Here is a 24454-nt window from a genome sequence, read left to right as displayed (position 1 = left end):
CTATTGGTTCGCTTGGTTTGGCGAAGTGACTTGGTGATGTTCAAACACACCGAGTAGGCTTGCCAATTGGCTATTGATGATATTGAGGTCGGTTAGCAGTCTTTGCTGTTCTAGCTGGATGTTAAGCTCTGCAATGGATGAGGTGACAATGTCACCAAATGAGGCGCTGTTGTTCTGGTAACCTCGCTCAACCGCTTTCCGCTGCGCCTTGGCTTGGGGCAGTAGATCGGATTGATAGCGCTGAATACGCGTTAGGGTATGTTGTCTCTGGCTATTGAGTGTATGTAGCTGAGCAGACAACCGCGCTAGTGCGGCATCGCGCATCGATTTTGCTGCGCCCACTTGGTGCTGAGCCGCGGCGTGTGCTTTGTCTTGTTTGTTACCGGTAAATAGCGGCAGATCCATTGTGAGATAAGCGCTGACCATGTCTGGGGCTGGATTCCCTTGCATGTTGTTTGCTTGTCGATGTGCGTACATTACCTCAACGCCAAATTGTGGTGAGTAGGCTTGCTCTGCAATGCCTACTTGAGTTTCCGCAGCACCAATGGTGGCATCAATAGCGCGTACGGAAGGGTGGCTTAAAAGCGATTGATTTAAAGCCGACCCATTTTTGTTTAATACATCAATTAAGCGTGGCCAATCGAGTTGATTAGAGGCGTGCAACGAGCTTTGATTGGCATCTAATTGGTTTAACCATTGGCTGCCAAGCCATTCAGACAACTGTGATTTGATTGAAAACTGCAATTGCTGATTGGCGATCAGTTTTTGGTCCAACAGGCTCACTTTGATTTGGCTAGCGAGAATGTCTTGCGATTCACTCATGCCGAGTGAGTAATTGGCTTGGATATTTTCAACCAGTTGGTTGAGCCAAGTTCTTTGTTGGTTAAGCAGTGTTTCGGCTTGTTGTGCATAGCCAAGCTCAAGCCATAATTGAGTGATTTGCATGGTCACTTCACGCTCGCGCAGGGCGATTTGACTGGCACTTGCGTCGGCTTGATGACTCGCCAGTTCAGATTGCAGCTCGGTTGTATTTCCGCGGTCGAACTTTTGCATTATACCGACGGATACATTGCTCATCGGATCTTGGTCTAGGCTAAAGCTATCCACTGGTACGCCGCCAAAGCCCACTTTAATGGTTGGATCCATTAAGGTCGCGTTAGCAAGGCCTGATTGTAAGATTGCCTGAGATTGAGCACTAAATTGTGCGCGAGTATTGTCGTTTTCAAGGGCGAGGCTGATTAACTGCTCTAAGCTGAGCCCACGGTTTGTGGTTATCAAAGCCTCGTCAGTTTGTGCAAAAGCCAGCGGGGCCGAAACGCTAAGGGCACTGCACAATCCCAACATAATTAGATGATGTTTCATGGGGTAAATTCGTCCATTCATAGGCCATTAGCATTAAGCTAACAGACAGAAAAACTAGCCATAGCTCGAAGCCTAGGCCATTTAGATTGAATAGCGAATTAAAGCGATGGAGGCCGGTAGAGAGAGCGAGAGACTTTTACGATCGAACGAGTCGGTTCATGGTTGAATGCAACGAGCTGACTGTGTTGTGCTGGCATGATAGGGGGATGGAGCAATGCCGCAACGACAGTGATGCAGGTGGTATCACAACAGTTGTGCTCAAAGCTATTGTTAGTCTCGCAATCGATAGGAGATGAGGTTGTATAGCTTGCGGTGTGATGCATGGTCATGGATTGAGTGGTCTCTTCTGCCATAGAGTGGCAAGATTGTGAGACTTCGGACATCTGCATCATTTGTATTGGCATTAGTGGCGCACTGGAAACCACGCTAGACAAAATTAATGTCAGCGAGCTAAACAGAATTAAGCAAATTGTACGCAGTGAATGAATGCGCATTATGCCACCAAAAATTACAAACGAATGGTTAATCTAAGGGTTACCCTAGGGGGAAGGTCAAGTATTTTTGATAGTAAAAAGCCCCAAGAACCTTGATTCTCGGGGCTTAGCATTATTCATAATGACAGTTAGTGAGTCAGGTAGTGCTTCATGAACTCAGTAATTCTTACCATGTCTTCTACTGCAATGAATTCTTCCGTGGTGTGTACTTTAGACATACCAGTAGAAACGTTAACGGTTGTTAGACCTTTCTTGTAGAAGTTGTTTGCATCGCTACCTCCACCGGTTGATTTAGTGAACGGTTCTGCGCCGATGGCACTGAAAGAGGCTTTCACTTGTTCAATGTGAGGGTGATCTTCTGGGATAACAAATGCATCGTAGGCACGAGATGATTCAATCTCTACTTCTGCACCATGTTTTGCCGCTACGGTTTCGAATGTTGAGATCATATGGTCAACTTGAGCAGTGAGTTTTTCGCTGTTTAGTGAGCGCGCTTCTGCTACGATCTTCAGCTCAGGCATTACGATGTTTGTTGCGTTACCGCCTTCCACAATACCGATGTTCGCTGTGGTCTCTTCATCGATGCGCAGTAGCTTCATTTGAGTAATCGCGTCAGCTGCCACTTGAATTGCGCTGATGCCTTCTTCAGGTGCTAAACCTGCGTGCGCAGGGCGGCCTTTGATTGTTGCTACGATTTTTTGCTGACCAGGAGCAGAGTTAACGATAGTGCCGATAGGGCCGCCAGTATCGAGTACTACCGCTTTGTCCGAGGTAATGTAGTTCATATCGAAGTTTGCTGAGCCGTGTAGGCCACCTTCTTCATGCACAGTGAACGCCAGTTCAATGGTTTTGTGCTCTAGGTTTTCAGCTTGGATGCAGCGCACGGCTTCCATGATAGCTGCAATGCCAGATTTGTCATCGCCACCTAGGATGGTGTTGCCTTTAGAGCGGATGATGCCATCTTCGATAATTGGCTCAATGCCTTTACCCGGTGTGACCGTGTCCATGTGACAGCTCAAAACTACGCTGTCTTCGATATTACCCTCTAAACGAGCGTAAACGTTGTAACCATTTGAGATATGCTCAGGAACTGGCAGCTTGTGTACCGTAAAGCCCATTTGGCCTAGTTGTTCGCTGAGTGTGTCTGCAATCTCTTTTTCAAACAGAGATTCGCTGTCGATTTTGATGAGTTGACAGAAGTGCTCGATCAGACGATCACGATTAATTTGCGTCATTTTAATGCCTCGATAGGTAGCAGAGGCGGTTACCATAACGCTTTCAACCAGAACAATACACTGCGTTAAATCAAGTTTTGTTTCTGTAAATGATGGGGCGGGTTGACGAGTAGGAGGATAATCTCGGTATATGATTGGTGTGTGGGTGTTATGGGAATCACATACCGAGAAGTTCGATGATTAGATAAGCGCGATAAAGCTCATGCCAACTAACGTATCTAAGGATTTTTGCGCATCATCCCCGAAGATAGTGGTTGAGGTTTGGGTAATTTGACTTAGGAACCCACGAGAAAACTGCTGTTCTTTTTCCCCTTTACCGATTTGAGACAGGATGAGGGTTAAGATCGCACGAAAGCGCTTTCTTTCTAATCCGGTGACCCAACTGTCATTAAAGTCGGTCAAACTGTTTTTAAAATCCAATTGTTCGGCAAATTGCTTGATCAGTCGAGCCTGTAGAGCTTCAAGAAAATCGGTTTTTTTCGAGAAGTGGTGGCTTATACCTGTACGGGAGATTCCCGTCTCTTTGCTTAGCGTTGTGTACGACATCGCTTCATAGCCACTTTCGAGTAGTTGTTTGGTCGCCGTGTCTAAGATCAAGTTGATTGTCGCTTGGGTATCTTCTTTGCTTCTTTTTGGCATTGTCTTTAACGAATCTTACGTTATTGGAATGCAGTATTGTATTTCAATACAGAACAGCAAACCATAAGATCTAACAAAATAAGTCAGATTCTTGCAAGTTAGTTCAAAATCTGTGTAATTAACCAACTGGTTAATTGCAGTGTAAGCTATTTTTTACGCGATTATCGAATAATTGTTTTATAAAACAATGTCATATCTAGTTTGGTTTTATGTTTTACGTTCTTGTACATTTTTAACCTACTGAGTAAAACACTAGCTTAACTACCAATAATCCCCTTCAAGGTACATGTTTGTAATAGGGTTTTATGGGGGAAGTAGCATGGAAAAGTTAGCTAATCCGTTAGGTACCAATGGGTTCGAATTTGTCGAATATACCGCTGCAAATTTAGAGGGCATTGCCCAACTAAAATCACTGTTCACATCATTAGGCTTTGCTGAAGTCGCGAAACATCGTTCTAAGCAGGCATGGCTTTACCAACAGGGTGATATTAACTTCATCGTTAATGCCCAGCCTCATAGCCAAGCAGAACATTTCGCTAAGCTGCATGGCCCCTCAGTGTGTGGGATGGCCTTCAGAGTGCAAGACTCAGGCGAGGCGATGGCTCACGCGTTATTACAGGGCGCGCAAGCGTATGTAACGCAAATAGGGCCGATGGAGCTTTCTATTCCAGCGATTTATGGCATAGGTGATAGCTTGATCTACTTTGTCGACCGATTTGGCGAGCAAAACATCTATCAAGTGGATTTCGTTTTTTATCCTGATCATGATGAGCGGATTGCTCAAGCGCAAACTGGTTTACTGGTCATAGACCACCTTACTCACAACGTAAATCAAGGCCGGATGGATGTCTGGTCGAGCTTTTATGAGCGTATCGGTAACTTCAAAGAGATTCGTTACTTTGATATTGAAGGCAAGCTGACTGGGTTAGTAAGCCGAGCCATGACAGCGCCTTGCGGCAAAGTACGTATACCGATTAATGAATCAAGTGATGACAAATCTCAGATCGCGGAGTTCATTCGAGAGTACAAGGGTGAAGGTATTCAGCACATTGCGTTAAGTACTGACGATATCTACCAAACGGTGAAATTGCTGCGCGAACGTGGGGTTGAGTTCATGCCAACGCCTGATACTTACTACGAAAAGATCGATCAGCGAGTGCCCGATCATGGGGAAGATTTGCAACTCCTGAAATCTCTGCGAATCTTAATAGATGGCGCACCAATGAAAGATGGCATTTTATTGCAAATATTCACGCAAACCGTCATTGGTCCGGTATTTTTTGAAATTATTCAACGTAAGGGAAACCAAGGTTTTGGTGAGGGTAATTTCAAAGCGTTGTTTGAATCGATAGAAGAAGACCAGATTCGTCGTGGGGTACTCAAGGATGCGTAAAAACATGGCTTATCCACATCGAGAAGGGGTGTGTTCGAAACAAGCCCATGCCGACTTCCCGAAACAGGCAATTTATGAACGCGAAGCAAGTCGGCAGGGGTTTTATGGCTCGGCGGCCCATTTTCACCACCAACATCCACCGACCTCTTGGTCAAGTTGGCAAGGGGAGTTGAGACCAAGAGCCTTCGATTTCAATCAAGTCGAACTGGCTTATCAGCCGTCACCTTGGGATGTGCCGATGTTACTCTCTAACCAAGAGTGCAAGCTTCGCGTGTGGCAGTTGAGCCACGAAATGGATCATTTGGTGAGAAATGCTGATGGTGATGACTTGCTGTTCATCCACCAAGGTAGCGCGGAGTTCTTCTGCGATTATGGCCATTTTAGTGTGGTCGCGGGGGATTATGTATTGATTCCTCGTTCGACCAGTTGGCGTATTACGCCACACGAACCCATGTTCATCTTAATGATTGAAAATACCGATGGTGAATATGATTTGCCAGATAAAGGCATTGTGGGGCGTCATGCCATTTTTGATCCTGCGGTGTTAGACGTACCGAAAATTGATAAAGAGTTTCAAGCTCAATACAGCGAAAGCACCACTCAAGTAAAAGTGAAGCGTCATGGTAAACAGAGTGTGATTACCTATCCGTTTAATCCGTTAGATGCCGTAGGTTGGCATGGTGATCTATCGGTCGTTAAGCTTAATTGGCGCGACATACGCCCTTTAATGTCTCACCGCTATCATTTACCGCCATCTGCACACACTACTTTTGTTGGGCAAGGCTTTGTTGTCTGCACCTTTGTCCCGCGGCCGATGGAGACTGACCCTGGCGCTTTGAAAGTGCCTTTTTACCACAATAACGATGACTATGATGAAGTGCTGTTTTATCACGAAGGGGACTTTTTCAGTCGCGATAATATCTCTGCGGGCATGGTGACCTTTCATCCTGCGGGTTTTACCCATGGGCCGCATCCTAAAGCTTTCGCCGCAGGGCAAACCGACAAGAAAAAACGTACAGATGAAGTGGCGGTAATGATAGACACGCGCCATGCTTTAGAAAGTTCAGAACAGGCCAAGCAAGTAGAAAATCACGACTACGTGAATAGTTGGCAAAGTAAGGATTGATAACAAGGAGCGGATATGAAGTTGGCTACGCTGAAAAATCATACCAGAGACGGCATGTTAGTCGTCGTCAATCACTCTTTAACCGAATGTGTTGCAGTGCCTCAAATCGCAACTACCTTGCAGCAAGCACTGGATAACTGGGCAGACGTTGAGCCAGAACTGTATCGAATTTCACAAGCTTTAGAGCACCATGCATTAGAAGCGATGCCGTTTATCACTGAACAGTGTGAAGCGCCGTTACCGAGAGCGTACCATTGGGCGGATGGCTCTGCGTATGTCAATCATGTCGAGTTGGTTCGTAAAGCGCGCGGCGCTGAAATGCCGCAAAGCTTCTGGCAAGATCCGCTAATGTATCAAGGCGGATCCGATGCTTTTATTGGCCCTAATGATGATATCTGTGTGGCAGATGAAAGTTGGGGAATCGACTTTGAAGCGGAAGTTGCTGTGATTTGTGATGATGTGGCGATGGGGAGCAGTGTTAAACAAGCGGGTGAGTCGATTCGTTTGTTGATGCTAGTGAACGATGTGTCGCTGCGAGGGCTTATACCTGCTGAGTTAGCCAAAGGGTTTGGTTTTTATCAATCTAAGCCATCATCGGCCTTTTCGCCTGTGGCTGTTACTCCTGATGAGTTAGGAGAAGCGTGGCAGGATAATAAAGTTCATTTACCACTACGCTCGTTCTACAACCATCAACCATTTGGCTACCCCAATGCGGGTGAAGACATGACGTTTAACTTTGCCGAGCTTATCGCTCATGCGGCGAAAACCCGTCCATTAACCGCAGGCACCATCATTGGCTCGGGAACAGTATCCAACAAACAAGGAACAGAACTCGGTAGCGCGGTCGCTGATGGCGGGTTAGGGTACTCTTGCATAGCTGAGTTACGCATGTTGGAAACCATTCAAAACGGCGAGCCCAGCACACCCTTCATGGCATTTGGTGACGATGTTCGCATTGAGATGCTGAATGACAAGGGTTGCACCATTTTTGGCGCCATTGAACAAACGGTAGTGAGGCAGCAATGAGGCTATATAGTTATTGGCGCTCGTCCGCCAGTTATCGAGTAAGGATTGCACTCAATTTAAAACAAATCGAGTTTGAAACCTTACCTGTCAACTTGCTTAAAGAGGGTGGCGAGCAACATAAGGGGCTATTTCGTGATGTTAATGGCAGTGGCTTAGTACCGGTGTTGGTGGATGGTGGGACGGTAATTAGTCAATCTTTGACCATATTGGAATATCTGGATGAGCAATATCCTGAACCGCAATTGATCCCTTTGCATGGTCAAGAACGCTACTTAGTGCAATCTCTCGCGCAAGATATCGTGGTTGATATACACCCGCTGAACAATTTAAGGGTACAGCAATACCTCACCAATCAGGGATTTAGCGATAAGCAGAATTTGCAATGGTTACAACATTGGATGCAGGTGGGTTTTTCAGCTCTTGATGAGAAATTGCACAAGGTTGCGGGTAACTATTGTGTGGGTGCGGATGTGTCGCTGGTGGATGTCTGTTTGGTGCCACAAGTGTATAACGCGCTGCGCTTTAACCTTGATATCACCGAGTTTCCAACCATTGAACGGCTTTACTTACGTCTGATGACCAAGGAGGCGTTTCAGCAGGCCGCGCCAGAAAAGCAGCCGGATGCACCGAAAGCAAAGTAGGCGAGTAAGATCGTGCTAATACAAAAAAGCCACCGTTCAATGGTGGCTTAGGCATCGTCCTTGGTGTGGCACTATCGCATTGACTGCGCTTGACGCTCGACTTGCTTTGCTTCTGCAATATTGAATTGGCGCACATCCAGTGTCGCCATATCATCACACTCACGACAAGCGTAATGACATTTACCGTCAAGATAATCGTGCTTTTTTAATAGGCTTGGCTTTTTACACCAGTCGCAAATGCCTTCTTTAGTGTACATGTTTTGCTCCCACCGTTATCACCAGGCGTTATTTTCAACGCTAATTATGGCACATTTAGTTATTTGAGGTTAACTATTTGTTGCAATAACTGGGAGGGTGATCGATTGCGCAGGCACTGGTATGCGTATGTTTTGAGCAAAACGCGATCGGTGTTTATTGTTTTGCAACTATTTATTAACGTTTTTGAGTATTAATTTTAAAGCGCTATTGAGTCTTTTCATCTCTTCATCACTGCCTTTTAAATCGGGGTGATAAATTTTGCATAGCTGCTTATAGCGAACCTTAATCTGCTTCTCATCAGGTAACTTTTGACTGTCATACCCAAATAAGGCGCAGGCTAGGCTAAAACTTGTCGCAGAAGCCGGCTTAGCAACGGGTGTTTGATGGTTGTTTTTGAGTTCCAACTGCTGTTTTTTCAGTTGGTTGTACATCGCTTCCATCTGGCGTTTCTGCTGTTTTAATGTCGATTCTTGCTGCTTGATTTGTTGTTTCAGCTGCTCGCTTTTCGACGAATGTACATTGGCATCACTAGAAAGCTGCTGAATAGAACTTTTGCTTGAACGCCAAAGCCAGGCCACTGCGGTCACTAATAAAGCCACCAATGTGAGTAGCGCATAACTTAATGGAGTAAATAGCGGGGCAGAGTTGCGGTTTGTTTTGGAGATTGGCGAAGAGGCAGTGTGATTGAGCTGCTCGTCCATTTCATTGATCGCAGCCACTTGTTTGGCTCGCTGGGCGTTAAATTCCGCTTCTAACACGCGTGAATATGCTTCTTCAGCTTGAGAGTTGTGCTCTGCGGCGAGTTGATACCAAATTTTGGCTTGGGAGGTCGCTGAAAGCTGTTTGCCTTGATCTTCGTATAGCTGCCCCAGTTCAAATTGAGCTTGGTCATCGCCATTAATTGCCAGTTTGGTTAACCAGAACATCGCCTTGCTCATGTTTTGAGTTTCAGGCTGTTGGTAGTAGGCAACCAATTCATTTTGCGCTTGCTTGTAGCGATGATTTGCTGCTTGCTCTAGCCAGTACAGGGCTTCGCTTGAAGAGGCAGATACGCCATCTCCGAGTTGGTACGCTTTAGCGACTTGGTATTGAGCACGCGGGTTGTTTAGTTCAGCTTGGTGCAGTAGTTGTTCAAATTCAGCTGGGGTCATGGCCCATGAGCTGGCAGAGAACAACGCAAGCATTAACATCGCAGCTTTTAACATCAACAAACTCCAAAATAAAAAAGCCGCTAACTCATCAAAGCTAACGGCTTGAAAGACGGGTTACCTATTATTTCAGAGGTAGGATCTTAATTTCAACTCGGCGGTTACACGCACGACCTGTTTGAGTGTCGTTTGTACATAATGGGTAACGCTCACCGTAGCCACGAGAAATAGCACGGCCCGCTGCAACGCCTTGTTGTACTAGGTAGCCACGAACAGACTCAGCACGTTGCTCAGAAAGCGTTTGGTTCATAGTGTCTGCACCAGTGCTATCTGTGTGACCTTCGATCACTAGGCTAGTATCTGGGTACTCTACTAGGATGCGCGCTACGCCGCGCAGTGTGCGGTGGATGCTTGGGTCAAGCTGGTAGCTGCTTGACGCAAAACCGATACCGTTTTCAAGGCGAAGAAGCAGTTGGTTTTCGCCAACACGTTCTACTTGTACGCCCGAGTTTACTAGCTCTTTACGTAGAGCAGCTTCTTGTTGGTCAAAGTAGTAACCCACGCCGCCACCGATTGCCGCGCCACTTGCCGCGCCAATGAGAGCGTGCTTACCGCGTTCTTTCGAGTTATCACCTGTAGCAAGACCAATCGTTGCACCTGCAATCGCACCAAGAAGTGCACCTTTAGTTGCAGAGTTAGTTTCCGTTTCACCGGTCGTTGCGTTTTGACGTTGAGTCGCCTGACAGCCTGTTAGTGCGATAGCAATCGCTAGGGCAATAGTCATTTTTTTCACGGATATGTTCTCCATGTGATATCAAATTAGGTGGAATAGGCTTCAATTAACCTTATGTCGTTCTTTATGTCAATTATTCTTACTATATTTGACACAAGATTAACTTGTGATGAACACAAGCTTCAGAAAACCGTTAATCAGCGCAGCATTTTTGGTGCTTGAGCACCATCGATAGGGCGGCTAACTGAGACAGTGCGGCCTTTCTTTAGTCCCACTTCGTAGTCGTCGGTGAGGTTTTTCATCGCTTCACGAAGTTGCTGTTTGAAGGTTTCACGGTCGATATTTTTGAATTCTTTATCGATGTAATCTTCGATTTTGTTTGCCGATTCTTCGTCAGGCGAAATGATAGGCAGCTTTTCTAGTGCACCTTCAACCCAACCAGACACAAATGAGTTAACGCGGCGCGTTACTTCAGTGCTGGATGTGCCTGAACCGGCAAAACTGTTGCGGAATTTACCCGTTTGTTCATTGAGTTCACGGTAGACGATATCAAATGCGAACGCTGCGAAGATGGCGCGGTCTGCTTCGCCAATAAATTCTACGCGTTTCAAACCTTTGTGGTTAAGCAGTACCGCTTCTACGCCAAATTTGGTGTTAATACCGCGAATAATACGCAGCAAAGTAGAACTGGTATTGGCAGGAAGTAAGTGGGTAGATTGTGTCTTGCCCATTTTGATGAACTCGATGTCATCTTTATCCAAGCCATACTTGAGCATTAAGCGATGCGCCATTTTGATCGCATTCGCTGCTTCATTGACGTTAGCTGAATTGCCAAGCTCTAGGCATTTGGCGATTTTTTTGAGGGCTTTTTGTTTATCCATCGATGACAGCAAAACTCATGAAATTAGCAAAGTCGGCTATTTTACCTCTTTCTAATGCTCGCTCGCAACTTTACCCGCTATCAGAATGCATAAATGACAATGCCCTCGGCTAAGGAGGGCATTGTGGTTGGATAAGATTTGCGTAAGACGCTGAAATTAAATACCTAGCTCGTCAAGTAGGTCGTCAGCGTCGCTGTTGCCCTTATCGCTTGCGCTAGCTTGCTCTTTTTCACGCATCTTCTGCTGCGCTTGCTCAAGGATGTCATCTGGGTTTTCATCTTCAGTCGCTTCAAAGTCTTCTAACTGGATGAACTCAGTTTTGTCCATAGCAAGCTCTAGGTAGAAGATGTTGCCACCTTCCGTTGAGAAAGTTACACGGCGCGCTTGTGGGCGATCTAAGTTGGTATCAACAGACAGGATGACCTGTTTGTTTAGCGATAGCATCTTAGGCTGGTTTTGTGTGATGTGAGTGTGTAGCTCTTTACGGATCTTGTTAGTGAAATCGCCCACTAACTGGTTCATTAGCTCACCCAGTACATCACCCACTTCATCAGAGGTGTGAGCAATTGCAAGTTCTTCTGCTGGCATGCCCATGTTACGCATGTAGTTGCGGTATAGCTCTAGTGCCGCTTTTGCGGTGAAGTTGATTACGACAAGGCCTGAGAAGCCGCCATCGAACAGAACAAAACAACCAAAGTCTGGCTTTAGGCTGGTTTTGTTGATCTTTTGTACCATCGCCGAGTAAGAAACATCAGAGTCAGTTGCTGACGTTAGAACTCCCGACACTGATTGGCAAAGTTTTAAAAGGATGTCTTCAGTAGTGATGATTTTATTTTTTTTCATTGGTAGTCGCTCAAAAAGCCAAGTTTGGGAATATTCATTCAATATATTCAGTACAAAGAATGCTCGAATTTCAGTGTTTTGGCTAGGACAAACTGAAATTCTCTGAAATTGTTCGCTCGGCGGTGACAAGATAAGAGAGTCGTGGCACGCCAGTTAAAGACCAATATCCGAATATAATTTCTATTGTGGCATTGCAAATCTGTTTTGATCACCCTTTTAAATGTTGTAAAGTGACGAAACTCAAAGATTAATAGAATAACCCAATGCTGAATGGATCAGCGTAGTAGGGGCAGGAAGCAAATGTTACCAAGACTTCATTCAAAGCCAGATGTCGATCCGGTGGTGGTTAGCTTTTTACAAGAGCTACAAACCGCAGGGTTTAGCGGCGATGTTGAAACGCACTATTCAAGCCGACTTGCCGTCGCAACTGATAACAGTGTTTATCAGTTATTGCCGCAAGCCGTGATTCATCCCAAATCCACCGAAGACGTTGCCTTAATCGGTAAAATCAGCACTAAACCTGCTTATGAGCGGGTGAAGTTTTCGCCTCGTGGCGGCGGTACAGGTACGAACGGCCAATCCTTAACACAGGGTGTGGTGGTCGATCTTTCTCGCCACATGAATAAGGTGCTCGAAATCAACGAGCAAGAAGGCTGGGTTCGGGTTCAAACCGGTGTCATTAAAGACCAGCTCAATGACGCGGTGCGCCCTTATGGTTACTTCTTTTCGCCAGAGCTTTCAACTAGTAACCGTGCAACGCTTGGCGGTATGATTAATACCGACGCGTCGGGGCAAGGCTCGCTTAAATATGGCAAAACCTCTGATCACGTTTTGTCGCTACAAGCGGTTTTTTCTGATGGTTCTGTACTTGAATCGGATTTATCTAAAGGCCTACCAGAGCAGGGGCAGTACGCACATAATGCCTTAACGGTAACCGAACAAGTTTGTCGTGAAAAGCGCGCTCAAATTGAAGCGAAGTTTCCACCTCTTAACCGCTTTTTGACCGGTTACGATTTAAAAAACGCATTAGATACTGAGACAGATCAATTCGACTTGACCCGAGTGCTCTGTGGCGCGGAAGGTTCATTAGCTTTTATCACTGAGGCAAAACTAAACCTAACCAAGATTCCTAAATCGCGCGTCTTGGTGAATGTTAAATACAACAGTTTTGACTCCGCTTTGCGCAATGCACCATTCATGGTTGAAGCTGATGCGCTGTCGGTCGAGACCATTGACTCTAAAGTTCTTAACTTAGCCAAAGAAGATATTGTTTGGCATACCGTGAGTGATCTGCTGACCGATGTTCCCGGTAAAGAGATGCTTGGCATCAATATGGTCGAGTTTGCAGGCCAAGATGAGCAACAAGTACAGCGCCAAGTTGATCATATGACGCAGCAACTTGATGCCATGTTGGAGACTGAGCAAGCGGGCATCATCGGCTATCAGGTTTGTAATGATGTTGCTAGCATTGGCAAAATCTACGGTATGCGTAAGAAAGCGGTAGGTCTACTCGGTGCGGCAAAAGGCCGAGCAAAACCGGTCGCCTTTGCTGAAGATACTTGTGTTCCACCAGAAAACTTGGCTGATTTTATCGTTGAGTTTCGTCAGCTATTAGATGCTAAGCAGCTGAATTACGGTATGTTTGGCCACGTAGATGCCGGGGTTTTACACGTACGCCCTGCGCTTGACTTGTGTGACCCTCAACAAGAGAAGTTAATGCATGACATCTCAGACGATGTGGTGCGTTTGGTCGCCAAGTATGGCGGCTTGATGTGGGGTGAACACGGTAAAGGTTTTCGCAGTGAATATGGGCCAGAGTTTTTTGGTGAAGAGCTGTTTAATGAACTTCGCCGAGTAAAGTCCGCGTTTGACCCTCAAAACAAAATGAATCCGGGCAAAATATGTACGCCACTGGAAAGCCATGAGCAATTGGTGAAAGTGACGGATGCGAAGCGCGGATTTTACGATCGCCAAATTGACGTAAAAGTGCGTGATAGCTTTAAGCAGGCGATGGAATGTAATGGTAATGGCCTGTGCTTTAACTACGATACCGCGTCACCTATGTGTCCATCGATGAAAGTTTTGGCCGACCGTCGCCATTCGCCAAAAGGGCGAGCTGGCTTAGTGCGCGAGTGGTTGCGACAACTGACGGACCAAGGCGTCGATATTCTAGATTTAGAAAAACAAGCGTTAGAAAACAGCGCTTCGATTAAAGGGTTGCTTGATCGAGTCCGTAATTCATTCAACAAAAGTAAAGAGTACGATTTCTCTCATGAAGTCTACGAGGCGATGAATGGCTGTCTTGCCTGTAAAGCGTGTGCCAGTCAGTGCCCGATTAAGGTTGATGTCCCTAGCTTCCGTTCCAGATTCTTAAACATTTACTACACTCGTTATCAGCGTCCTGCGAAGGATTATTTGGTGGCCAACATCGAAACTATGTTGCCGCTAATGGCAAAAGCGCCAACGATCGTTAATGCGGTGCTTAAGCAGAAATGGGTACAAGATCTGACCGCCGCCTCGGTGGGTTATATTGATGCGCCTTTAATGTCTGTACCGACGCTGAAAAAACGAGTTAATCAGCTTAAGCAGTTTGATTTGCAAGAGCTTGCTGCGCTCTCTCGCGAAGATAAAGCTAACCACGTTTTAGTAGTGCAAGACCCGTTCACCAGTTACTACGACGCAGATGTCGTTGAAGACTTTGTCAAACTGATTGAAAAACTGGGCAAAACACCGATTCTGCTGCCTTTTAAACCTAACGGTAAAGCGCAGCACATTAAGGGCTTTTTACATAAGTTTTCGAAAAGTGCTCACAGTACAGCGATGTTCCTGCAGCAAGTGGCAGATCTGAATATTCCAATGGTGGGTGTCGATCCTGCGTTGGTGCTCTGTTATCGCGACGAGTATGCAGAGGTGTTGGGCAACAAACGTGGCGACTTTGAAGTACTAACGGTACATGAGTGGTTAATCCCCAGATTAGAACAGTTTAATCAAGCGCAATCTGAGGCTCGTGAACCGTGGTATTTACTGGCTCACTGCACCGAGAAAACTAAAATGCCTAATGCGGAAAAAGAGTGGGGCGCTATATTTACTCACTTTGGTGCTCAGTTAACCACTGTCCCCGTTGGGTGTTGTGGCATGGCTGGTACATTTGGTCATGAGGTGGATAAGCTGCAAATGTCGAAAGACATCTTCAATTTAAGTTGGAAACCCCGATTGGAAGAGTTACCCGCGGAGCGTTGCTTGGTGACGGGCTACTCATGTCGAAGCCAAGTGAAGCGTTTTGAACACGTCAAAACAAAGCACCCATTACAGGCGTTGCTGGAAATCATGTAGTTGAGTCTATCGACTTTTACCACAAGGCGGGCATTGCCCGCTTATACTAAAGAGAATGACTTAAGAAAGAGGTTGGCTTGATGACGTTTTTGGAACGAAAAATTCCACCCGTTGCGCTGTTCTTAATATTGGCGCTAGCAATGGTGAAGCTTGACCACGTGCTAATGGGTTTTGAAGTGAGTTTACCTCTGCCAATCGTTATCTTTACGCTGGTGGTGCTTATCGCCACTGTGATTGGCCTCTCTGGCGTGTTTGAGTTTCGTAAAGCGAAGACAACAGTGAATCCTGTTAAAGTAGAGCAAGCCACTACAGTGGTAGATTCGGGCATATTTGCTTATACCCGCAATCCGATGTATCTGGGCTTAGTGATGGTGCTGTTTGGCTTGGCTTATTGGCAGCAAAACATCATCTGTTTTGCTATGCCGCTGTTGTTTATTGTTTATATGAATAGGTTTCAAATCGAGCCTGAAGAAAGGGCGTTAGAAAATCTATTTGGTGCAGAGTATTTAGATTATAAGCAGCGAGTACGTCGTTGGATTTAAAAGAAAAAGCCTTCACGCATGTGAAGGCTTTTTACTTTTTGCTACGCAAAAAATCTAGTCAATGAGACCGTATTCTTGAGCAAGAATATCGATGATCTCTTGCTTTGGGTTATCACTCAGATGAATTGCTTTACCTGTGATCTTTTCAGCAATACCAGTATAGGTCTTAGAGATATCCATTAATGCTTCTAAAGGCAGTTCATTGTCACGCGCAAGCGCTTCACGTTCTGGCATACGGTCTTTGTTTAACAAGATATCTGGATCTGGGAAGTGGTTAAGCAGGAACTGACGGAAGCCTTCTTTCGAGTTCTCGACGATATTGCCTTTCTGATACTCTTTCTCGTCCCAAATACGTGATGAATCAGGCGTACCTACTTCATCCATGTAAATCAGCTTTTCATTGCCTGCCGCGTCATTGACATAGCCAAACTCGAATTTGGTATCGACGAAGATTTGCTCTACTTTCGCTAGCGCATCACTGATAACTCCAAAGCCTTCACGAAGCAGTTTTTCGTAATTGGCGATGTCTTCTTGTTTAGTGAAGTTGAAGGCGGCGAAGTTATCTTCAATGTTCTTACGTGTGATGTTGACATCATCCGCTTCAGGAACACCCGGAATGCCTTTTAGAATGCCTTTTGTTGACGGCGTCATCAGTAGATCTGGTAGCGCTTTATCTTTCTCAAGACCTTCTGGCAGTTCAATACCGCAGAATTCGCGCTCGCCCTTGCTGTATGCACGCCACATTGAGCCTGTGATGTACTTACGGCAAATAGCTTCAATCATGATTGGCTTCGCTTTTTGAACGATCCAAACCAGCGGGTGAGGGATATCAAGAATGTGGCTATCGGCAAGGCCATTGTCTTTAAATAGCTTAAACCAGTGATTAGAGATGGCATTAAGTGCAGCGCCTTTCCCTGGAACGCCTTTTAAGCCACCTTGTCCGTGCCAAATGCAGTCAAACGCAGAAATGCGGTCGCTGATAATCATGATTGCAAGCGGCGCATCTGGTGCAACATCGTAGCCTTTTTCTTTAATTAGGCGTTGGCTATCTTGCTCAGTTAACCAGTATACAGAGCGAACTTTGCCACTGTGAACAGGCTTATCGGTGCGAATAGGTAGGTCGTCATTAACGGCGAGGACTTGATCAGCGAGACTCATGAGATATTCCTATCGTTTACATGAAAGTGATAACAGATTTGAGTCGCATGATACCAGAAGTAGAAGAGTGTTCCAGATAAAAAGCAAACGTTTGCTTTATTTTTTCAAATTGGATGAATGACCAAAGAAAAGCCTCCCGAAAGAGAGGCTAAAAGACGTATTGCTGAGCTTATTAATGGTACTGGTTCACTCTGCCCTCAACAAAAAACACTTCGCAATTATGTTGGTGTGCTAAATCCGTCAGTAGATGTTGGTTCAATGGGTTAATGGCATTGGATGCAACAACCGCGCTCGCGTTGCCTGATTTAATCGCCTTCATTACGATTTCCAGCTCAGATTGAATATTAGAATCTTTAAGCTGAATGATTTTTTTACAGCTAACGTTTGATGCTGAGAACTGCGCAAAATCGGGACGAGGGCATTGAGCGGTAAAGAAAATCCACTGACTTTGTAGTGAAAGGCCAGCTAAACGATTCAGGGTATCGTTATCAATGTTCATAGGAGACGTTGGTCGTGCGAGTACATTGTATTTTGAGAAAGATTGAGTATGTGCCTGAATCATAATTAACTGTCCTTATATACATGCTGTATGTGTATACAGTAGTTTTATTTAAGGTAGAGATCAAGACTTTTGTGCATTAATTCAGCATGTTTTTGTTTTAGATTGATGGCGTCTTGGCTAAGTGTTTGATTTTTATTGATTTGAACTTGATGAAGGTTCGAGAGAGTAAATAGAAGATGGATTACTGTAAGTGAGGCTACACCACTGTATATCCAGTATTCGTCGCGTTATACAGTGGTGTATGTGATTAGCTCTCCGTTAGGAAGCGCTGCGGAAAGTCACTAAAAATACCGTCAAGGCTAGGAAGTTGCGCTATCTGATCTGGTTGGTTGATGGTGTAGCTCCAAACCTTATAACCGCTTTTGTGTAGCTGTTTAATGTGCTCTTCTTTTAGATGGGCGATATCCAAGTTGCAGCCAACCGCTTTTATCTCTTCGGCCAGTTTTATGTCTTGATCATTTAACTTATCGCTAAGAACCGCGATGGGATATTGAATCTCACATTGGCGAATCGCGCGTAACATGTTGTGGCTAAAGCTCGAGATAACGACGCGCTCTGTGGGGAAAGCGTGTTTCTCCAGTAACTGCTTTAACTGTGTGGCCACTTCGATGTACTGCTGGGTATCGAGCTTGACCTCAATATTGAGCTTTATAGTAAGTGGCTGAGTGAATGAGAGCAGTTGGTCGAGGGTAAGGATTGGCTGTAAATTGAATTTTGGCGCAAACCAGCCGCCAAAATCAAATTGCTGTAGTTGTTCTAAAGTGTAGCTATCGACGCGGCCAAAACCGTTGCTACAGCGATCAATGGTATGGTCATGGCAAACCACAAGGTGACCATCTTTAGTAGGTTGTACATCAAATTCCACCCACTCTAAACCAAGCTCGATAGCGGCTTGGATACTCACTAGGGTATTTTCCGGGTAATGTCCCGCGATGCCTCGGTGACCGATGATGGTGATTGGCATGTTCGCTCCAACGTGGTGGCAATAGTTTAGATAGTAGCAATAGAAGTGTGACGGTTGTGATCAACTGTATGCTTAAAATTGCCTTATTTTTAGTCACTTGATTCGTATTAATCGTAATCTGCGACATTATATTGGAGTTTAAAGCCACAATGTTAGTACAATTTAAAGAGTTGTGTTAACAAGGATCGAAACATGAAAATAGGCGTAATTGGTGCAGGTGCTGTTGGGGTAGGGATATGCAATTACCTACTAACACTAGGTAGTGTAAGCGAGTTAGTTTTACTGGATCAAAACCGCGAGAGAGCTGAAGGTGAAGTTTATGACTTTCGTCATACCGCTGCTCTCACGTTTTCAAAGAATACCAATATTATCCCAACTGACGATTATTTGAGTTTGATTGGTGCTGATATCGTGGTTATCACGGCAGGAGCGCAAATCAAGCAAGGTCAAACTCGAATGGATTTGGCGGAAATCAATAGCAAAATTGGAGTGGAGATTGCGCAGAACATTGAGCGTGTTGCCCCGAAAGCAACACTAATTGTGGTCACCAATCCGTGCGATATTGTGACGCATTGTATCGCCAAAAATACTAATTTCCCGGCCAGTAAAGTAATCAGTAGCGGTTGTGTTATCGATACGGCTCGTCTTATGTCGATAGTGGCTAATCGCGTCAATCTTGACCCCAAAAATGTGTTTGGCTATGTACTGGGTGAGCACGGAAGCCATTGCTTCACACCTAAAAGCCTGATTTCCATTGCTGGTCAACCCGCGGATTATTACTGTGATACTCAGCATATTGCCCGTATTGATGCCGATGAGTTGCTTGAATCGGTAAAGCAAGCCGGATACGAGATTTTTAAACGCAAGCAAAATACAACCCATGGTATTGCTGCCAGCGTGTTTCGTATTATTCAGGCGATTAAGATTAACGAGCGCTCTGTGCTGCCAGTGGCAACCTTGATGCAAGGTGAATACGGCATCAAAGACGTGGTGATGAGCTTACCGACAGTGGTCGGTAAAAATGGCGCAGAGATGATACTACAGCATCCATTTAGCGATGAAGAGCTAGAGACGCTGCGTACTATCAGCGAGAACTTGCGAGAGTCGATTGAACGTGTTGGTGAAGCGACAGGGCTAAATGTGTAGTTATTCTATGCTTAGTTAGGCACACTCAATCGAATCATAAACTGCCATCGTGATTGAGTGTGATATCAGTGATTATCTATATAATACCCAGCTATTTAGTTGGGTATTTTTATGCCATTTTTCCTCATTATTTGGTTGTCAGCGCAGCACGTCCAGATTAGAATCTCAACCTTTCTCATTTAGATTATGTGAATCATGTCTCGTATTTTAGTTGTTGATGACGATGTAGAACTAAACCAACTGATCTGTGAAGTGTTGAGTTTAGAAGGTTATCAGGTGTCGAGTGTTTACTGCGGGGAAACGGCTCTGCAGTTTCTAGAAAAAAACGCGGTAGACCTTGTTTTACTGGATGTGATGTTACCAAAACTGAGTGGGTTGCAAGTGGCGCGTCGTATATGCCAGCGCTTTGCAACGCCAATTCTTATGCTTACAGCACTGAACGATGAGTCATCAATGTTAGATGGCTATCAAGCAGGCGCCGACCAATACATGGCTAAGCCGTTTAAAGTGCCAGAACTGATCACTCGAATTAAAGCCATCTTCCGCCGTGTAGGCTTGGAAAAACAGCGTCAAAACGGCCTTGCACAAAACCAAACTGAGTTTTGTGATGCAATCAATAACCTACCTTTTACTGGTACCGAAGCGGACCTGTTGGGCTATTTAATGCGCTACGAAGGGGTGGTGGTATCTAAAGCTGAGTTACAAATTGAAGTGCTGAAAAAAGAACTGAGCCCGTTCGATCGCAACCTCGACATGCACATCAGTAATGTGCGCAAGAAATTGGTTGAGGCGGGGATGTCTAAACAGCATATCAAAACTGTGCGTGGTAAAGGGTATAGCTTTATCGAAATGGTACGAGACTAACCCGTGCGACTTCGTTGTCCCTCTTTTATTGAAAAGCGCAAAGATGGCTTAGCATTTAACTTGTTTAGCTATATGTCGCTGGTGGTTCTTTCAATATTGCTGTTGCAAGCCATCACTGAAAAAGCGCTAGTACGCACTACCTTAGTATTGCCTGATAGCCTAAAAGCAGAAATGCAAGAACTGGCTCACCAAGCTAATGTGTTGATTGAAGAGGGTGACATGGATGAGCTTGCCGATTGGGAGCGAGCGCAGCCTTTTTACCTATTTGTGCTTGATAGCGACAAACAGCCACTTTCTCATCGTAAGATGCACCCACATTTTGAGTTCAAGCTGCGTTTTTTGCGTAAGCTAGATGACTTAATGAATGACAGGGTGAACAAGCCCTTGATTGGTCAGCCGTTGGTTGGCCAAAACTTACTGGTTATTCAACTGCCTAGTGAGTTGCACCCCGCGCATTTATTCCTCAATTACCTGATGGTGAGTAAGTTTGTGATCGCTTTTGCCATCATGGGGCTGTTCTCGTTGATCATTGCCCGTCAATTGCAAAAGCCACTTGACCGCTTACGCGAGGCGAGCCACCGAGTAGCGATGGGGGATTTCGACGTCAATGTGGTGTCTGAGCTGCAATCGAACACCCGTGAATTTAATGAATTAGCTCAAGACTTTGATAACATGAGCCAGCAAATTCATTCCCTTGCGACTAAGCAAAAACAATTGATACGCGACGTTTCTCACGAGCTAAGAACGCCATTGGCGAGACAAAACTTGGCGCTGCATTTGCTCAAATATAAGGTCGACCCTAGCGACCTTCATTTGGTCGAGCGAGCTGAGCGTGAAGTAGAAATAATGGATAGCTTAGTCGATGAAATCTTAACTTACAGCCGCTTGGAAAATGCTCGTTATGAAGTTGAGATGACTGAACTCAATTTACAAACGTGCATTGAAGGCGTCATTACCCAAAGCCGACTTGCGCTTAAACCGAATCAAACCTTGTTATCAAACTTAAATGAGTTTTTACCTCATGCTTTAGCTGATCAACGATTGGTCGCACGCTGCGTGCAAAACTTGATCACTAACTCGATTAAGTACGCTGGCAGTGATGCGCGTATTGATGTGAAAACCATGCAGCGTTCTCATCGAGGTCAAAACCATTTGGTCATCGCGGTTGAAGATGATGGTAAGGGCATTGATGCTGATAAGCTTAAAGAGATTTTCACCCCCTTTACTCGTTTAGATACCGCGCGTGACAAGCAATCTGGCGGTTATGGGTTGGGGCTTGCGATCGTCAAAGAATCGATGAAACTGATGGGCGGCCATGTGTACGCGAACAACAGACCGCAAGGCGGCCTGTGTATCGAGTTATTGTTTAAATTAGCTTAGGTTGTCTAACTGATCTTGGTATTGTCGTTTTAAGCCTTGGTTTCCGGCCTTATCCTCTAAATCAATCATTAAGCGCAGTGCGTCTTTCTTCAAACCATAACTTTGGGTGAATTGCATCAAGCGGATGCGAGCGTTGATCAGATCCCCTTGTTCAATTTCCAATTTAGCTAAGTTTAGTGTCGAGCGGTATCGCATCGGCTGATGGTCTAATGCGCGCTTAAAGTATTCCATGGATTGCTCGCGGTTACCTGCTTTTAATGCGCAGAAAGCGGCATTCTCATAGCTACCAGAGATAAGGTAATAATAGGGTTGGGCAATGGCTCGATTGAAAAATTCATCCGCTTGCTCATACTCGCCTTTTTTGCACAAATAAGTGCCGTAGTTATTTAGCACATTACCGTTGCGCGGGTGGTAAGCCAGTGCGCGTTTATATAGCCCTTCGGCCGAATCATCTTCACCGACTTGCTCATAATAGTGCGCCATAGAAAGCTGTGCACGGTAAAACGTTGGATCATGATTGAGTGCGATTTGTAGGTTTTCACGCGCTTTGATCATATTGCCTTGCTCAAGATATCCCATACCTAATGCAATACGAGCTTCTGCGCGCTCTTGTGGCTCTGATTCGACTTCTGAATTGACAGTTTCTGTTACGGTAACGCAGGCAGTTAAAGAGAGCGTAGCCAATACAATGACGCTTAACTTGAGCATGAAAGTCTCCACGGAAAATTTCTCTCAAGTATAGGGTTTACGATATGGACTACGGGAGTGAGTAATTGAGCTGATGCGATCAAAGCAACAGCATCAAATGTAAGAAAGGGCTATATGACATAGCCCTGAGACTGACTAATCATCTTTAGTGAAGTTATCTTCGCTAAAGTGCTCCAAGTCAAACGGTGTTTGCTGATAAACACAATAGTTCAACCAGTTCGAAAACAGCAGATGGCCATGACTACGCCAACTTGCGCGAGGCGGATTATCTGGGTTGTTATTTGGATAATAGTTAACCGGAATAATTGGCTCCATACCTTCGCCTAAATCGCGAATGTACTCGTTGTGCAGAGTATTGGCATCGTATTCTGGGTGACCAGTAACAAAGACATTTCGCTTATCTTTAGTTGCCGCCAGATAGACACCAGCTACATCCGAGGTCGCGAGAATATCCAAATCAGTATGCTCGGTTAAGTATTCCGATGAGAAATCTGCGTAGCGAGAATGGGGGGCTAAAAATTCATCGTCGAAACCGCGAAGAATTGGGTTAAACGGGTCGTGGGTTTGATGCTTATACACACCCGAGAGTTTCTCTTTACGTGTACGTTTAGGTAAGTCGTACAGCAATTTCAAGCCAGCTTGCGCCGCCCAACAAACATAGAGTGTAGAGGTAACGTGGTCTTTGGCCCAGTTCATGATGTTTTGTAGATGTTCCCAATAAATCACATCTTCAAATTGCACTAAGCCGAGTGGTGCACCAGTGATGATCATGCCATCAAAGTTACGTCCTTTAACCATCTCAAACTGGCGATAGAAGTTATCTAAATGCTCAGTGGGTGTGTTTTTACTTGGACGATTGTCGATGCGCAACAGTTCAATATCCACTTGCAATGGGCTATTGGATAGTAGGCGTAAGAATTGAGTTTCCGTCTCAATTTTCTTCGGCATAAGATTGAGGATCAATACCTTAAGTGGACGAATTCCTTGCGTTGATGCGCGAGTCTCTGACATAACGAAGATGTTTTCGGTACGCAGCACGTCTGATGCAGGTAATTGATCGGGGATCTTAATTGGCACAGCTTTCTCCCTAAAGCGTATTTCTAGACGTCTATACATCTAAACTTACAATAATCATTATGAGATGTCGATAACAAATTTCAGTATACTGCTAGCCTGAATAGACCGAGGATTAAAGCCTGTAGTGAAAGTAACACCAACATTAACGCTGATTCGTGGTATTCCGGGTTCAGGTAAAAGTACCGCTGCAAAGCAAAGAGGTGCTCGCCATTTTGAAGCGGATATGTTTTTTGTCACAGAGCAAGGGACATATCAGTTTGATCCGCTAAAACTAAAGCAAGCCCACCAGTGGTGTTATGAACAAGCCCAGTTAGCCTTGCAACAAGGTGAGGATGTGGTGGTGTCGAACACCTTTGTGCGCCGCTGGGAAATCATGCCGTATTTTCAGTTAGCCAAACAGTTGAATGCGACATTTGAAGTATTAGTATGCAGTGGTGAATTTGGCAGTATTCATGGCGTAGAGCCAGCAACGATTAATAACATGAAAGCAAGGTGGCAAACATGGCGAAACGAACGCCAATTGTAGAAATGACCTCATTTGGTATTTACGACAAGTGGGATTCTCGCTCTAAAGCGCTACCCAAGATTCAGCAATTTACCACCACAGTGAGCGCAGATGAGCACGTTGAGTTTGGTTTTATCGTCAATATCAAACGAGCCAAAGGGCAAGTCATACAGTTCGTGATTGATCACCCCGGTGTGATTGGCAAAAAGGGACAATTACTTGCCCCTTTTGATGGCGAGCTGCATGCGGGTAGCAATGATTGGGATTTCTACCTTGGTGATACCATTCAATTGCTTTGTCCAATTAATGGCTTGGAGTCCAATTATGGCCCTTGGCACATGTCTATTGAACTCAAAGGCAAAGTGATTGCAGAAAAAACCTTTCAAGTCGTTGCGCGAGACGAATCAAGCTTTTGGAAGCAACGCGGCTTTTAAAT

Annotated in this window: 25 protein-coding genes; 11 read left to right on the top strand and 14 right to left on the bottom strand. The window is 45.2% G+C overall.

Features of this window, described 5'->3' with window-relative positions; genetic code table 11:
• From MU515_RS01345 to MU515_RS01330, 4 genes are all read right to left on the bottom strand, one after another.
• Positions 1-1362 carry a TolC family protein gene (locus tag MU515_RS01345; protein ID WP_260258563.1) on the bottom strand — a complete coding sequence of 454 codons (1362 nt, stop codon included), beginning with the start codon at positions 1360-1362 and terminating at the stop codon, positions 1-3.
• Between the two features lie 98 nt (positions 1363-1460).
• Positions 1461-1856, bottom strand: coding sequence for a hypothetical protein (locus MU515_RS01340; RefSeq protein WP_260258562.1), 396 nt, complete (start codon positions 1854-1856; stop codon positions 1461-1463).
• Positions 1857-1984: 128 nt separating this feature from the next.
• A complete protein-coding gene (locus tag MU515_RS01335) occupies positions 1985-3091 on the bottom strand; it encodes a M20/M25/M40 family metallo-hydrolase (protein ID WP_260258561.1) in 1107 nt (368 codons plus the stop codon).
• Positions 3092-3271: 180 nt separating this feature from the next.
• Positions 3272-3730 (bottom strand): TetR/AcrR family transcriptional regulator, encoded by a 459-nt coding sequence (locus MU515_RS01330; RefSeq protein ID WP_260258560.1) that lies wholly within the window; start codon positions 3728-3730, stop codon positions 3272-3274.
• 319 nt (positions 3731-4049) lie between these two features.
• Here MU515_RS01330 and hppD point away from each other — a divergent pair, with 319 nt between their 5' ends.
• From hppD to maiA, 4 genes are read left to right on the top strand one after another with little or no spacing between them, the layout of a single operon-like run.
• Positions 4050-5123: a 4-hydroxyphenylpyruvate dioxygenase gene (gene hppD, locus MU515_RS01325; RefSeq protein ID WP_260258559.1), complete on the top strand. Its 1074-nt coding sequence runs from the start codon at positions 4050-4052 to the stop codon at positions 5121-5123.
• Positions 5116-6249: a homogentisate 1,2-dioxygenase gene (locus MU515_RS01320; RefSeq protein ID WP_260258558.1), complete on the top strand. Its 1134-nt coding sequence runs from the start codon at positions 5116-5118 to the stop codon at positions 6247-6249. Before hppD ends, MU515_RS01320 begins: the two co-directional genes overlap by 8 nt.
• 15 nt (positions 6250-6264) lie before the next feature.
• Positions 6265-7275 carry a fumarylacetoacetate hydrolase family protein gene (locus tag MU515_RS01315; RefSeq protein WP_260258557.1) on the top strand — a complete coding sequence of 337 codons (1011 nt, stop codon included), beginning with the start codon at positions 6265-6267 and terminating at the stop codon, positions 7273-7275.
• On the top strand, positions 7272-7916 hold the full coding sequence (maiA, locus tag MU515_RS01310; RefSeq protein WP_260258556.1) for a maleylacetoacetate isomerase: 645 nt from the start codon (positions 7272-7274) through the stop codon (positions 7914-7916). The genes MU515_RS01315 and maiA overlap by 4 nt, the downstream gene beginning before the upstream one ends.
• Before the next feature lie 71 nt (positions 7917-7987).
• Here the strand turns inward: maiA and MU515_RS01305 are convergent, their stop codons facing one another.
• The 5 genes from MU515_RS01305 to MU515_RS01285 form a co-directional block, all read right to left on the bottom strand.
• Positions 7988-8173, bottom strand: coding sequence for a hypothetical protein (locus tag MU515_RS01305; RefSeq protein ID WP_260258555.1), 186 nt, complete (start codon positions 8171-8173; stop codon positions 7988-7990).
• A gap of 168 nt (positions 8174-8341) precedes the next feature.
• On the bottom strand, positions 8342-9379 hold the full coding sequence (locus MU515_RS01300; RefSeq protein WP_260258554.1) for a tetratricopeptide repeat protein: 1038 nt from the start codon (positions 9377-9379) through the stop codon (positions 8342-8344).
• A 67-nt stretch (positions 9380-9446) separates the two neighbouring features.
• Positions 9447-10115, bottom strand: a complete 669-nt coding sequence (locus MU515_RS01295; protein WP_260258553.1) for a YiaD family glycine zipper/OmpA-like lipoprotein — start codon at positions 10113-10115, stop codon at positions 9447-9449.
• A 137-nt stretch (positions 10116-10252) separates the two neighbouring features.
• Positions 10253-10936 carry a DUF2786 domain-containing protein gene (locus tag MU515_RS01290; protein ID WP_260258552.1) on the bottom strand — a complete coding sequence of 228 codons (684 nt, stop codon included), beginning with the start codon at positions 10934-10936 and terminating at the stop codon, positions 10253-10255.
• A gap of 156 nt (positions 10937-11092) precedes the next feature.
• A complete protein-coding gene (locus MU515_RS01285) occupies positions 11093-11779 on the bottom strand; it encodes a DUF3334 family protein (RefSeq protein ID WP_260258551.1) in 687 nt (228 codons plus the stop codon).
• Positions 11780-12079: 300 nt separating this feature from the next.
• On the opposite strand from MU515_RS01285, the gene ydiJ reads away from it, so the two are divergent.
• Both ydiJ and MU515_RS01275 read left to right on the top strand, forming a co-directional pair.
• Complete coding sequence (gene ydiJ, locus MU515_RS01280) at positions 12080-15112, top strand: D-2-hydroxyglutarate dehydrogenase YdiJ (protein WP_260258550.1); 3033 nt, start codon at positions 12080-12082, stop codon at positions 15110-15112.
• An 80-nt stretch (positions 15113-15192) separates the two neighbouring features.
• Positions 15193-15654, top strand: a complete 462-nt coding sequence (locus tag MU515_RS01275; RefSeq protein WP_260258549.1) for a methyltransferase family protein — start codon at positions 15193-15195, stop codon at positions 15652-15654.
• A gap of 54 nt (positions 15655-15708) precedes the next feature.
• Here the strand turns inward: MU515_RS01275 and MU515_RS01270 are convergent, their stop codons facing one another.
• From MU515_RS01270 to MU515_RS01260, 3 genes are all read right to left on the bottom strand, one after another.
• Positions 15709-16812: a phosphoribosylaminoimidazolesuccinocarboxamide synthase gene (locus tag MU515_RS01270; protein ID WP_260258548.1), complete on the bottom strand. Its 1104-nt coding sequence runs from the start codon at positions 16810-16812 to the stop codon at positions 15709-15711.
• Positions 16813-16984: 172 nt separating this feature from the next.
• On the bottom strand, positions 16985-17374 hold the full coding sequence (locus MU515_RS01265) for a SulA-like leucine-rich domain-containing protein (RefSeq protein ID WP_260258547.1): 390 nt from the start codon (positions 17372-17374) through the stop codon (positions 16985-16987).
• A 247-nt stretch (positions 17375-17621) separates the two neighbouring features.
• On the bottom strand, positions 17622-18338 hold the full coding sequence (locus MU515_RS01260) for a glycerophosphodiester phosphodiesterase family protein (RefSeq protein ID WP_260258546.1): 717 nt from the start codon (positions 18336-18338) through the stop codon (positions 17622-17624).
• Between the two features lie 192 nt (positions 18339-18530).
• Here MU515_RS01260 and MU515_RS01255 point away from each other — a divergent pair, with 192 nt between their 5' ends.
• The 3 genes from MU515_RS01255 (at position 18531) to MU515_RS01245 (ending at position 21728) form a co-directional block, all read left to right on the top strand.
• Positions 18531-19484: a lactate/malate family dehydrogenase gene (locus tag MU515_RS01255; RefSeq protein ID WP_260258545.1), complete on the top strand. Its 954-nt coding sequence runs from the start codon at positions 18531-18533 to the stop codon at positions 19482-19484.
• Positions 19485-19679: 195 nt separating this feature from the next.
• Positions 19680-20348: a response regulator transcription factor gene (locus MU515_RS01250; RefSeq protein WP_260258544.1), complete on the top strand. Its 669-nt coding sequence runs from the start codon at positions 19680-19682 to the stop codon at positions 20346-20348.
• Between the two features lie 3 nt (positions 20349-20351).
• Complete coding sequence (locus MU515_RS01245; RefSeq protein ID WP_260258543.1) at positions 20352-21728, top strand: sensor histidine kinase; 1377 nt, start codon at positions 20352-20354, stop codon at positions 21726-21728.
• Here the strand turns inward: MU515_RS01245 and pilW are convergent.
• Together pilW and metA are read right to left on the bottom strand one after the other, a co-directional pair.
• On the bottom strand, positions 21720-22436 hold the full coding sequence (gene pilW, locus MU515_RS01240; RefSeq protein WP_260258542.1) for a type IV pilus biogenesis/stability protein PilW: 717 nt from the start codon (positions 22434-22436) through the stop codon (positions 21720-21722). The two genes, MU515_RS01245 and pilW, sit on opposite strands and share 9 nt — an antisense overlap.
• Positions 22437-22571: 135 nt before the next feature.
• Complete coding sequence (gene metA, locus MU515_RS01235) at positions 22572-23513, bottom strand: homoserine O-acetyltransferase MetA (RefSeq protein ID WP_260258541.1); 942 nt, start codon at positions 23511-23513, stop codon at positions 22572-22574.
• A gap of 124 nt (positions 23514-23637) precedes the next feature.
• Here metA and MU515_RS01230 point away from each other — a divergent pair, with 124 nt between their 5' ends.
• Together MU515_RS01230 and MU515_RS01225 are read left to right on the top strand one after the other, a co-directional pair.
• Complete coding sequence (locus MU515_RS01230) at positions 23638-24039, top strand: ATP-binding protein (RefSeq protein WP_260258540.1); 402 nt, start codon at positions 23638-23640, stop codon at positions 24037-24039.
• The gene (locus MU515_RS01225; protein WP_260258539.1) at positions 24015-24452 is read left to right on the top strand and encodes a DUF3859 domain-containing protein; all 438 of its coding nucleotides are present in this window, start codon (positions 24015-24017) and stop codon (positions 24450-24452) included. The genes MU515_RS01230 and MU515_RS01225 overlap by 25 nt, the downstream gene beginning before the upstream one ends.
• Positions 24453-24454: the final 2 nt, after the last annotated feature.

Source organism: Vibrio intestinalis, from assembly GCF_025195085.2.
Classification (GTDB): domain Bacteria; phylum Pseudomonadota; class Gammaproteobacteria; order Enterobacterales; family Vibrionaceae; genus Vibrio; species Vibrio intestinalis.
This window is presented reverse-complemented; position numbering and strand designations above follow the sequence as displayed.

Coding starts and splice junctions, on each gene's coding strand:
- MU515_RS01345 (WP_260258563.1), bottom strand. CDS start 1,362: ATGAAACATCATCTAATTATGTTGGGATTGTGCAGTGCCCTTAGCGTT.
- MU515_RS01340 (WP_260258562.1), bottom strand. CDS start 1,856: ATGCGCATTCATTCACTGCGTACAATTTGCTTAATTCTGTTTAGCTCG.
- MU515_RS01335 (WP_260258561.1), bottom strand. CDS start 3,091: ATGACGCAAATTAATCGTGATCGTCTGATCGAGCACTTCTGTCAACTC.
- MU515_RS01330 (WP_260258560.1), bottom strand. CDS start 3,730: ATGCCAAAAAGAAGCAAAGAAGATACCCAAGCGACAATCAACTTGATC.
- hppD (WP_260258559.1), top strand. CDS start 4,050: ATGGAAAAGTTAGCTAATCCGTTAGGTACCAATGGGTTCGAATTTGTC.
- MU515_RS01320 (WP_260258558.1), top strand. CDS start 5,116: ATGCGTAAAAACATGGCTTATCCACATCGAGAAGGGGTGTGTTCGAAA.
- MU515_RS01315 (WP_260258557.1), top strand. CDS start 6,265: ATGAAGTTGGCTACGCTGAAAAATCATACCAGAGACGGCATGTTAGTC.
- maiA (WP_260258556.1), top strand. CDS start 7,272: ATGAGGCTATATAGTTATTGGCGCTCGTCCGCCAGTTATCGAGTAAGG.
- MU515_RS01305 (WP_260258555.1), bottom strand. CDS start 8,173: ATGTACACTAAAGAAGGCATTTGCGACTGGTGTAAAAAGCCAAGCCTA.
- MU515_RS01300 (WP_260258554.1), bottom strand. CDS start 9,379: ATGTTAAAAGCTGCGATGTTAATGCTTGCGTTGTTCTCTGCCAGCTCA.
- MU515_RS01290 (WP_260258552.1), bottom strand. CDS start 10,936: ATGGATAAACAAAAAGCCCTCAAAAAAATCGCCAAATGCCTAGAGCTT.
- MU515_RS01285 (WP_260258551.1), bottom strand. CDS start 11,779: ATGAAAAAAAATAAAATCATCACTACTGAAGACATCCTTTTAAAACTT.
- ydiJ (WP_260258550.1), top strand. CDS start 12,080: ATGTTACCAAGACTTCATTCAAAGCCAGATGTCGATCCGGTGGTGGTT.
- MU515_RS01275 (WP_260258549.1), top strand. CDS start 15,193: ATGACGTTTTTGGAACGAAAAATTCCACCCGTTGCGCTGTTCTTAATA.
- MU515_RS01270 (WP_260258548.1), bottom strand. CDS start 16,812: ATGAGTCTCGCTGATCAAGTCCTCGCCGTTAATGACGACCTACCTATT.
- MU515_RS01265 (WP_260258547.1), bottom strand. CDS start 17,374: ATGATTCAGGCACATACTCAATCTTTCTCAAAATACAATGTACTCGCA.
- MU515_RS01260 (WP_260258546.1), bottom strand. CDS start 18,338: ATGCCAATCACCATCATCGGTCACCGAGGCATCGCGGGACATTACCCG.
- MU515_RS01255 (WP_260258545.1), top strand. CDS start 18,531: ATGAAAATAGGCGTAATTGGTGCAGGTGCTGTTGGGGTAGGGATATGC.
- MU515_RS01250 (WP_260258544.1), top strand. CDS start 19,680: ATGTCTCGTATTTTAGTTGTTGATGACGATGTAGAACTAAACCAACTG.
- pilW (WP_260258542.1), bottom strand. CDS start 22,436: ATGCTCAAGTTAAGCGTCATTGTATTGGCTACGCTCTCTTTAACTGCC.
- MU515_RS01225 (WP_260258539.1), top strand. CDS start 24,015: ATGGCGAAACGAACGCCAATTGTAGAAATGACCTCATTTGGTATTTAC.